This is a genomic window from Paenibacillus endoradicis (assembly GCF_024721975.1).
Genome location: NZ_JANQBB010000005.1, coordinates 97,242 through 108,428, shown reverse-complemented (window position 1 = coordinate 108,428; position 11,187 = coordinate 97,242). Strand labels below are relative to the sequence as shown.

The following is an 11,187-nucleotide window of genomic DNA, read 5'->3' as shown; positions in this document are numbered from 1 at the left end:
TGTTTTGTCATCTGACAAAAACAATAGGCGTAGGCATGAACTTTTTTCAAAGAGCATTCCTACGCCTACCTTATAGAGGTTGCAATTTACGAGGTTGTTCAAAAAGCACTTACAGTTTAATCGATGATGGTATAATACCTGCCTTTTTACAAGCTGAGTAGATAATGACAACAAGTGGGCCAAGGAAAACACCTATTACGCCAACAAGTTCTAGTCCTACATATAAACTAATTAGTACAGATAACGCGCCTATCCCTACTGCATCACCGAGAATCTTCGGTTCTACTGTACGTCTGAATACAGTAATCACTACGAATAGTAATACTAATCCGATCGCTGTAAAAATATCACCAACGAATAGACAGTATATTGCCCACGGTACGAGTACAGAACCTGTACCCAAAATTGGCAATATATCAACAATAATAATAAGTAAAGCAATTGCAAGTGGATACTTTATATCGAGAATTAATAATCCAACTAGTGAAAGCACGTAAGTCATAGCACTTAAAATAATTTGAGAACGTAAAAACCCAAAGATGGATACTTTCAAGCTATCTAATACAGTCGTTACTTTATCATGAGACTCTTCATGGAAAAAGGAGATAACAGATTGTTTCAATGTGTGCAGCCCGAAACTTAACATATACACAGCAACAATGAACACGATAAAGAATATAAACATACTTGGCAATGCAGAAAGTGCAGATCCCAATTTACCTGATAGACCCATTGCCGCTTTTGTTAACCAATCGATAATCGTTGTCATGTATTTTTCAAGTGACTCAACGACTTCTGGCGGTAAATTTTCGTATGATTTTCTTAATTGACCTAGTAAGTCATCGGTCATACCACTTAAGTTTGAGAAATACCGTGGTAACTTCTCAACAAAAGCAATAACTTCATTGAGCACTTTAAGTCCAATTAGAAACATTAATCCAAGTAAACCGACCGTAAACAATGTACAGGAGATAATCGCCGCTACTAAACGTGGCATACGAAGCTTTGTCATAAACAATTTATTAAGCGGCTCTAGAAATATTGCCACGATCAGCGCAAGTAGAAACGGAGCTCCTACTGTAAACGATAAATAGAGCAAACCTAGAGCAACAGCAATTGAAAGCATCGCACGAACTGACAAAGTATCACATCCTCATCAAATTAATCAATAATCGCCTTACGTAGAAGGAAATTATCATCCTTATAGTACATATCTTTCACTAATAAATTTGGACCGCTACATGAAACAGCAGGGCAATGACAATTCACACTTTTAGCTAAAGGATGATCTAACCATTGCTCAAAAATATGATCAAGAGGCTCCTTATATATACTTCCGAACGAAGGAACATCTGAAAAGTCTGTTACGAAAACTTCTCCTGTGAACAAGTTCACATTCAATCGATTACGACCATCAGGGTCATTACGAACTGATACGTTAGGTTCATGATTAAGACGAGTTAGTAATTGTCTTTCCTCTACAATATTACTGCAATGATAAAATGGTAATGTACCGAAAAGCATCCAAATCGATTGATCTCTAGTATTTAGTAGCAACTCGATAGCTGCACGCATCTCGTCTTTTGTAATTGCGGGCAAATCTTTAGCGAATGAGCTTGGATACATCGGATGAACTTCATGACGTTGACATCCCATCTCAACGATTAATTCATGAATCCGATCGATTTTCTCATGCGTTCGATAATTAATCATCGATTCAGCTGAGACTAGCACACCAGCATCACTTAACCTTTTAGCATTATCAATCATTTGATTGTATAGCTTCGTTGCTGCTTCCAGCGGAACAGAGTGACCCGCTTTTGCAAAACCAACTTCATGAAAATCTTTTGCTTCTGTATAATTGAAAGAAATATGCATAACATCAAGGTATTGTGCTATTTTTTCATAGCGCTTGAATGGAAGTGTCACATTGGAATTAATTTGAGAACGGATGCCTCTACTTCTAGCATATTGAAGAAGTGGAACGATATATTCATCTACCGTTTTCTGAGCAAACGTTGGCTCTCCACCAGTAATACTAATTGTCTGAAGTTCTTTCACTTCATCAAGTCTTTTCAGCATTAGGTCTAATGGAATTTTCGTAGGTTCCTTCATAACTAATGTATCCCCAACCGCGCAATGCTCACAACGCATATTGCAAAGATTGGTTACGGTCATCTCTACACTAGTTAATCGATGTCTACCATATTTTTGTAACGAATGTATTGCCTCCCAAGGATCATTTGTCGGAGACATTGGTAATAGTAATTGATTCATTATTGTAATCGCACCTTAACCTTTTTTACTTTTCTATTCATATATATTGTAAGGGTCTATAGATATAGAAGCAAACTCAATATGTAAATTCATATTTTTTCAACTCTCAACAAGAAGACCGCCTTGTTTCGAGGCGGTCTTCCAGCATCCTATATTAAAATCTCATATTAACTAATCACGAAATTAGTAATGTTCTACGGAGGCTGAATCATCTCGCAAACTATGCAAATGCTTATTTCTTAATAGAAATATCGTCTTCATTCACAGCTATAATCATCGTACTTAAACTAGTAGACATATCGATTTCATATGGCATACTAAGATCTTCTCCCGCTTCATTCATTAGAACACGAACGATGGGACGATGAGGGTAACTAGCATTATAATTGGTTACTACACCAAATTCACCTGTACTAAGTTTTACTGAAATTCCTACAGGATAGATTACTACTTTATCACGAAAATGAGCAAGCATCCATTGTTCATATAATGTTCCAGAACCGGCATATAATCGTTCCATTGCATCATGAGGGAGCATCGGGCTACTATATATACGGCTTGTTGTCATCGCATCATAGGAATCCACGATGCCAATCCATTTTGCATGCTCCAGAATTTCATTATTCGATAAACCTCGAGGATAACCACTTCCATCAATTCGCTCATGATGTTGGAAAGCACAATGGGCAATAGAAAGCGGGAAATTCGGTTCATCTTTTAACAGTTCAAATCCTTTGGTCGTATGTAGCTTCATCTCTTCATATTCTTCCTTTGTCAAAGAGTGAGGCTTCTTCAATATATCAATAGCAACTTGCGTTTTACCGATATCGTGTAGTAAAGCACCTAATCCCAGATGGATAACTTCATCTCGGGAATAACCATGACTCATTCCTAACAATGTCGTATAAACACATACATTTAAAGAATGCTGGTACAAATAATGATCAACGATGCCCATGTTCATTAACATAATCATAGCATCCTTATTATCGGATAAATCGTCAATAATTAGACCCATCATTTCTTTAAGTGGTTTAGCTATAAATGGCCGCCTAATCGGTTTATGTGATGGAGCAGGTATCATCATGGCAGCAAAATTTTTACGGATTTCTTTCACCGCAATGCGAAAAGTATCTTCACTTATTAATGGCGAATGATCAATATCTTCTGTCCGAGGATCTTGGATATATACGTATTGCACATTACAAGCCTCTAAACGAGATATTAATCTTTGAGTCAGTTCCATCTCGTTGCCGAGAAGTACGATACCGTCCTCTGAAAATATCTTTTTTGCTAGCCTCATACCTGGCTTACATTGCTTTATTGTGAGAAGACGCATACTTCCGATCCCTTCTGTATAAAACTATACTTCATTTTACTCTTAATTACAGAATTGCTACAACATATTTTTTAAGAGTTCCACTACCATTCCATCGTTAGTTTTAAGTTACTGCTATGAAAAACTCCAACGATGATAATGACTCTGATCAATATTGTTCAAGTTCATTAATTCAACCTCAACAATATATCGAATAAACTCTGGCAAACAGTATGTAACCTCTTTGTAATTAGCTAAACTTTTGTAGCCTACATTAAACGTAAACATATCAATCGTACCCACACTGTAATACTGATCCAGTTGTAGTGGTATGCCATTAACCTTTATAGAAATAATTTTGTCCATTGGTGGATTGCTTCGTTTAACCTGAATCTCTAAACCATCTACTGCAAGATTACCTAGTCGCTCGCCGCGAAAACCATAACCTCGAATTGGCAACTGGATAAATTCGTCAAGTATAGATTGCTCCAATGCTTCTTTAATATCTTTACCCAACAAGGTCATCCGACATGGGTTAATAGGAGAAGGGCATATACCATGAATCTCTCCTGCGGTCACTTCACCAACTGCCAATCCCGCTAATAATTGTCCTGAATTGACTAATCCAATCTCAGCATCGCACCATTTGCGTAATCCCATTGCCAATAGATTACTTAGCGGGCTTTCTCGTTCAATTGATGTTGGCAGTGGAGCTTGTAATATCGTTATTGGTCTCTTTAAAACTTCTTTAGCCTGAAGGCCATACTCTGAAATAATATTTGTAATGCTAGTCTGTTCCTCATACGCTGCAGTAGCAATGCACTCGCCAAAAACAGTCAGTTCGTTAGACACAGTGTCTAATTGAATAGTAACTTTACCTACATGGGACCCAAATTTACCTGCTGCACACACAAGTGTGTTGTTAATATGAACAGGAGGGTCTAGCAGATGATGAGTGTGAGCCCCCATAATGACATCTATATTACAACATTTTTCGGCAATCATCTCATCAATCTTAATACCCAGATGTGATAAAAGTACAATAATGTCAACATGGTCTCGAATATTCGCAACTTGAGTATTAATGGCTTGCAAGGGTTCTTCTGTTTGCCAACCCATTTGTTCATAAAAATCAGTAAAATCAGCTGTTGCAGCAACAAACCCAATCTTAATTCCATTTATCTCCATAATTAAGTGGGGTAACAGCCAATTAGGATCTTCTTGCTCTGTACTATGAATATTACTACAGACGACTTGAAAACTATTATTACCGCTATATACGGCATTAAGTTGTTCCGCAGTAAATGTTAGACCTTCATTATTGCCAAGTGTGATGACATCATATCGCGTTTCATTCAATAGTTCACGATGTATATAGCCGTCCGTTCCTTCTGTTTCCATTCTTGCCCGATCCATATGATCGCCTATGTCTACAGCTATTACGTTTTCCTCGCCATATTGTTTACGCCCATTATTAATAATCGTCGCAATTTTGGCACTGTTTTCCAATCTGCTATGAATATCGTTACTATGATAGATCGCAATCTGCTTTAATTGTATGTCTTTCTCCATTTCTGTCACCCCACACTTCGCTTTACATTACGCTCTGTAACTTCTATTTAAACTTGCACTAGATGTAATTAGCCACCGATTTGAGACATTCTTCGCTCCGTCGGCACATGAGTTTGAGCAATATCCAGTAACTTCTCAGCCATCTCATGATTTTGCGGCTTAATTTGCATCGCTTTATAATAAACATTGCGTAGCTCATCACTGTTACCTATAGCAGATTTCATGTCTAGCTCATCCATCCAATATAGACATGGCTTAATCAGACCATCTGAAGTTAAGCGAAGTCGATTACAGTTTTTGCAAAAATGATCGCTAATAGGATGGATAAGACCGAATGACCCAACACCACCTGAAAACTCCCAGTTTTCAGACGGACCATTACCTTGAATCTCATTCTTTTCGCTTATATTGTAGCCTTCTTTTTGCGCGATATCTAGAACGGTAGAAAGCGGTAAATAATGTTGTTTCCAACCTTCATCGGCATGCCCAATCGGCATATATTCAATAAAACGTACATGCAATGGTTGTTCATAAGCTAATCTTAAAAATTGAGCTATTTCATCTTCATTAATACCTTTAAGAAGAACACAATTCAATTTGATAGGTGAGAATCCAACCTTCGCTGCAGCTTCAATTCCTGCTAACACTTTTTTCAAGTCACCATTTCTTGCAATGAACTTAAATCGTGTTGGATCAAGTGTGTCCAAACTTATATTAACCCGATTCAAGCCTGCTTTACGTAATTTTTCTGCCTGAGATTCAAGATATATGCCATTGGTCGTTAATGCAATATCCTCAATCTGAGGAATTGCTGAAAGTTGACCAATTAATTCATGTAAATTGGGACGAATTAATGGTTCTCCACCAGTTATTCTTAATTTTTTTATGCCTAATGAAGCTCCTACTTTAACTATTTCAACGATATCATCATAAGAAAGTAAAGTTTCAGAAGCTGCAAACTGAACACCTTCTTCAGGCATACAGTACAAGCAACGTAAATTACAACGATCTGTGACTGAAATACGCAAATAATCGTGTAATCTTCCGTATCTGTCTTCAAGTATTTGCATGCTGTCACTTCCCTTCTCTACTGCTTCTAGCATAACATTTTTAACTCAATTATGGTATGCTATTAGCTGTAGTTCAAAAAGCAGACTTTGAAAACGAAGTAACACTGGTGACTTAATCGACATCGAATATGAAAGCCTGCTATTTGAACTTTTATTAATGCTATTGTACATTATGAAATAAAGTAGGTAATTATATGACATATAGTTGGAAATTCAAGCTTTTTGCTGGGTTAACTGAACGCTTTGGAAGCTCGGTTATCGAAGTCTCTCTCGAACAACCTTCTTATACTACATTACAATTGAAAAAACACCTTAGTGAAGCTTTTCCGCAACAAGCAGCTTCACTTTCAGTCTGTTATATAGCAGCTAATATGCAGTATTGTATCGATGAACAAATCATTAATTATGAACAAGAAATAGCTCTACTTCCACCGGTGTCTGGTGGAGAGCACGGCGATAATATCAAGCTACAAAACAATGCAATTTCGAAATTCGAAATTACGAATGAATCGATTAACACGGAATCCGTGATGAATAAAGTCATAACGCCTGCCTATGGAGCAACACTACTCTTCGTTGGGACAACTCGTGAATTTACTGGAGAAATGAGAACGATAAGTTTAGATTATGAAGCTTATGAGCCTATGGCAATTGCTACAATGCAACAGATTGGCCAAGAAATTGCAGAGCGTTGGCATGGTGCCGATTGTGCGATTACGCATCGCATTGGTTCTGTTGGATTGGCTGAGATTAGTGTCGTAATCGCAGTCGCTACTGCACATCGTGATGACTGTTATGAAGCAAGTCGCTATGCTATTGAAAGACTAAAACAAATTGTACCGATATGGAAGAAAGAAATTTGGGAAGATGGCTCCGAGTGGAAGGGACATCAGCAAGGAACGTGGAAACCTACAGTAAGTCTACAGCAATAATTTATTATATTCCCTCAAATCCATATTAGGAGCAATCAAAGTGAAAGACCAAGTTACAGTTGATAACTTATCACGTTATTCTAAGCAGCTAAAAATCTCACATATAGGCGTAACTGGTCAAACAGAATTGCACAAAGCAAGATGTGCTATCGTTGGTTTAGGTGCGCTAGGATCCGTTATCGCCGAACAGCTAGCAAGAGCTGGAATCGGCTATTTGCGTTTAATTGATCGTGATTTTGTAGAATTTAGTAATTTACAACGGCAAATCATGTATACCGAGGAAGATGCTATACAATTTTCTCCAAAGGCAACCGCTGCAACTCTGCATTTACAAGCTATTAATTCGAATATTGAAATTGAACCGATTATTGCTGATCTTTCTGCTATTAACATTGAAGAATTACTCGATCAGATTGATATCATTATTGATGGAAGCGATAATTTTTCTGTACGTTATCTCATTAATGAATATTCGATTGCACATGAAATCCCGTGGGTATACGGTGCAGTCGTAGGTACTAGTGGTTCGACTGCTACATTTATACCTAAGAAGACACCTTGTTATCGATGCTTATTTCCAGAAAAACCTGTATTAGGTACAGTCGAAACTTGTGATACTGCCGGAGTACTAGGTTCAATCGTACATATGATTGCCTCTATCCAGGTAACAGAAGTTATTAAATATTGCAGTCATAATGTAACTGCCCTTCATCACTCGCTACTTCAGTTTGATTGTTGGACAAATGATCAATTAAAACTAAATATTGCACATGCTCGAAGAACGGATTGTCCTGTTTGCACTCATCATGAATTTGAAAATCTTCAGCAAGATGTGCCTAAAGTGTTCAGTTCCTCATTATGTGGTCGAGATTCTGTTCAAGTAACACTGCCTGGTTCAAAGATTGTTACACTAGATCAACTAGAGAATTATTATAATACCCATTACAAATTAAAGCGAAATACTTACTTGCTCAAATTATTTTACAATGATCAACATACGATTGTTTTCTTTCCAGATGGACGTGCAATTGTGCAAGGAACCGACAATATTTCTAAAGCAGAAGCAATAATTGCACATCTTGTTAAAATATAATGATTATTGCAAGAATTTTGGAATTTCTTACATTGAAAGAGATTACAAATTTTGATAATATTGGACTTGTAATCAATTAATAATTTATCATAAATATTTTTGATAGGCTCGTACATATTTTAATGAGGTGGATTATGAGAATTCATGTAACAGACATCGTAGATGGCGATGTTCTTCGAGACGATGTATTTAATAGCTATGGGCTTCATATATTATCAAAAAAAGCCGTTCTCTATTCTGCGGAAATTAGTAAACTTTTACAGCATCAAATTGATTACATAGACATTTTAGAAAGAAGCGGCCTTATCAATAATAGTCTTGAAGACTTTGATCAACTAGAAAGAACACTTGAATCTACTGTTACTCCTAAGTGGGTTCCTCAAGTAAAACCTATTTATGATGCGGTAGTTAATAATATTCAAGAATTATTTCATATTGCTAGAACAGAAAATGCGATCGATACAGAGGCGGCTGCCGCTACTTTTAATCCACTACTTCAAAATTTACATTTAGAACGTGACGTTGTGTCACTATTACTACTACTTAATAATCAAGATAGTTATACATACCAACATTCCGTTCAAGTTGGAATGCTTTCCTATTATTTAGCGAATTGGTTAGGATTGTCTAAGGAAGAGGCTACAACAGTAGGAAATGCAGGTTTTTTACATGACATCGGAAAATGTAAGCTTGATGAATCTGTACTGAATAAACCTGGAAAATTAACGGCCGAGGAATTTGATGAGATCAAACGTCACACCATTTATGGTTATGAAATTATAATGAATTCACATGCTGATAAGGAATTAGCAATTGGTGCGCTGCAACATCATGAACGAATTAATGGCACAGGCTACCCTCACGGTGTTAAGAACCAAGAAATATCTCAAATTGGGCGTATTATCGCTGTAGCTGATATATACAGCGCAATGATTTCCTCCCGAGTTTATCAGAAAGAACGAGACCTATTATTCGTTCTGAAAGAATTATATCGTCTGAGCTTTTCAGAGTTAGATCCTGTGATCACCCATACTTTTATTCAACATATGATACCTAACTTTATTGGAAAAAGAATTAAATTGAATGATGGTCGTACAGGATCAATTATTATGACTCATCCAACTGAGTTTTTCAGTCCACTTATTAAAATAGGTCATGAATTTATTGACTTAACAACCGAACGAACACTAGAAATTACTCACGTTTACTTCTAATATTGTTATCAACTTCTAATTGTAAACCACCCCTATTAAAGGGAGATAAAATTAGCATAAAGGATGTCTCTTAGCAAAAATGAGACATCCTTTTTTTTGTTGTACTTAAATAATCTCCTTGTCACAAAATCAATAGACAGATACTTTCTCATCAATTACTTCGATACATATTGTATTTTTCTTTATTAATTTCTATATATTTCATCCATCACCAATTTATTTTGAAAGTTGTTCTCAACATTTGATATTTAATAAGTTACAGTATAGAATTTCTACATATGTTTAATAGATTGGGGCTTATTATGAAAAGTGTATGGTTCAGGAAAAAACCTGTTGGAGAATTATTAAACAACGACAATGGTGTTAAGCTAACGAAATCATTAGGACCGTTTGATCTCATTATGCTTGGGGTTGGAGCTATTGTTGGAACAGGTATATTCATTCTTCCTGGTACAGTAGCTGCAAGTCATTCAGGACCAGCTATTATATATTCGTTTATTTTGGCTGCTATAGTTTGTGCTTTGGCAGGAATGTGTTATTCAGAATTCGCATCAGCAATCCCTGTTGCAGGTAGTGCATACACGTATGGATATGTAGTATTTGGAGAATTAATTGCTTGGTTAGTTGGATGGGCGCTATTGTTAGAATATGGTCTAGCTGTCGCTTCTGTCGCCACAGGCTGGTCATCATATCTAAATTCATTGCTAGCAGGATTTAATCTCTCTATCCCGCAAGCTATATCCGGACCTTGGGATCCTTCCAATGGGACGTATATTAATGTACCAGCTATTGCAATTGTTTTAGTAATTGCGCTCTTATTAACGATTGGAATTCGAGAGTCTACAAAAATTAATACGATTATGGTTTTTGTAAAAGTAGGCGTTATTCTATTGTTCATTGGAGTCGGTATTTTTTACGTGGAACCAGCAAATTGGCAACCTTTTATGCCTTTTGGAGTAAGTGGTGTATTAAGTGGGACATCTCTTGTCATCTTCGCTTATCTCGGATTTGATGCTGTCTCATCAGCTGCTGAGGAAGTAATAAATCCACGTCGTAATATGCCGATTGGTATTATTGGTTCGTTAGTTATTTGCTCTCTCCTTTACGTAACAGTTTCGCTTGTATTAACCGGTCTTGTCCCCTATACAAAGCTTAACGTAACTGATCCCGTTAGCTTTGCTTTACAAGTCATTCATCAAGATTGGGTGGCAGGTATTATTTCACTAGGTGCTGTTGTTGGAATGATGACTGTCATATTAGTTATGTTATATGGCGGGACAAGAGTTCTATACGCATTAGGACGAGATGGATTACTGCCAAGAAGTATGTATGAGCTTAGTAAAAAATATAAGACACCAGTTAAAAACACTTGGATTTTCTCCATACTTGTTGCTTTATGTGCCGGTTTCATTCCATTATCAGAGCTGGCTGAACTAGTTAGCACTGGTACTTTAGTAGCCTTTATCATCGTGTCTATTGGCGTTATTTACTTACGAAAAGATAAGAATATACCATCAGGAGGATTCAAAGTACCGTTCTTTCCTATTGTGCCGATCGGATCATTCTTATTAAGTGTATTTTTAATATTCCAACTATCTGTTCATACGTGGATTGCATGTGGTATATGGTTTATCATCGGATTGTTTATCTATCTGTTCTACGGTAGTAAACATAGTGTAATGAATAAAAAATAAAAAATGGTGTCTCTGTT

General features: G+C 36.7%; 9 protein-coding genes. 4 read left to right on the top strand and 5 right to left on the bottom strand.

Annotated elements, in window-relative coordinates:
• Positions 1–109 precede the first annotated feature (109 nt).
• The 5 genes from ytvI to moaA all read right to left on the bottom strand — a co-directional run bounded on the left by ytvI (position 110) and on the right by moaA (position 6,237).
• Positions 110–1,141 carry a sporulation integral membrane protein YtvI gene (gene ytvI, locus NV377_RS16930; protein WP_258201980.1) on the bottom strand — a complete coding sequence of 344 codons (1,032 nt, stop codon included), beginning with the start codon at positions 1,139–1,141 and terminating at the stop codon, positions 110–112.
• Between the two features lie 20 nt (positions 1,142–1,161).
• Positions 1,162–2,277 (bottom strand): radical SAM/CxCxxxxC motif protein YfkAB, encoded by a 1,116-nt coding sequence (gene yfkAB / locus NV377_RS16925; RefSeq protein WP_258201979.1) that lies wholly within the window; start codon positions 2,275–2,277, stop codon positions 1,162–1,164.
• A 232-nt stretch (positions 2,278–2,509) separates the two neighbouring features.
• Positions 2,510–3,616 (bottom strand): HD-GYP domain-containing protein, encoded by a 1,107-nt coding sequence (locus NV377_RS16920; protein ID WP_258201978.1) that lies wholly within the window; start codon positions 3,614–3,616, stop codon positions 2,510–2,512.
• Positions 3,617–3,730: 114 nt separating this feature from the next.
• Positions 3,731–5,167, bottom strand: coding sequence for a bifunctional metallophosphatase/5'-nucleotidase (locus tag NV377_RS16915; protein WP_258201977.1), 1,437 nt, complete (start codon positions 5,165–5,167; stop codon positions 3,731–3,733).
• Between the two features lie 68 nt (positions 5,168–5,235).
• On the bottom strand, positions 5,236–6,237 hold the full coding sequence (moaA, locus tag NV377_RS16910; RefSeq protein ID WP_258201976.1) for a GTP 3',8-cyclase MoaA: 1,002 nt from the start codon (positions 6,235–6,237) through the stop codon (positions 5,236–5,238).
• Between the two features lie 194 nt (positions 6,238–6,431).
• Here moaA and NV377_RS16905 point away from each other — a divergent pair, with 194 nt between their 5' ends.
• The 4 genes from NV377_RS16905 (at position 6,432) to NV377_RS16890 (ending at position 11,170) form a co-directional block, all read left to right on the top strand.
• Positions 6,432–7,169 (top strand): molybdenum cofactor biosynthesis protein MoaE, encoded by a 738-nt coding sequence (locus tag NV377_RS16905; RefSeq protein ID WP_258201975.1) that lies wholly within the window; start codon positions 6,432–6,434, stop codon positions 7,167–7,169.
• A 40-nt stretch (positions 7,170–7,209) separates the two neighbouring features.
• The gene (locus tag NV377_RS16900) at positions 7,210–8,262 is read left to right on the top strand and encodes a ThiF family adenylyltransferase (RefSeq protein ID WP_258201974.1); all 1,053 of its coding nucleotides are present in this window, start codon (positions 7,210–7,212) and stop codon (positions 8,260–8,262) included.
• 134 nt (positions 8,263–8,396) lie between these two features.
• Positions 8,397–9,476 carry an HD-GYP domain-containing protein gene (locus tag NV377_RS16895; RefSeq protein ID WP_258201973.1) on the top strand — a complete coding sequence of 360 codons (1,080 nt, stop codon included), beginning with the start codon at positions 8,397–8,399 and terminating at the stop codon, positions 9,474–9,476.
• A 302-nt stretch (positions 9,477–9,778) separates the two neighbouring features.
• Entirely contained in the window at positions 9,779–11,170 is a 1,392-nt protein-coding gene (locus tag NV377_RS16890; protein ID WP_258201972.1) for an amino acid permease, read from the top strand.
• Positions 11,171–11,187 lie beyond the last annotated feature (17 nt).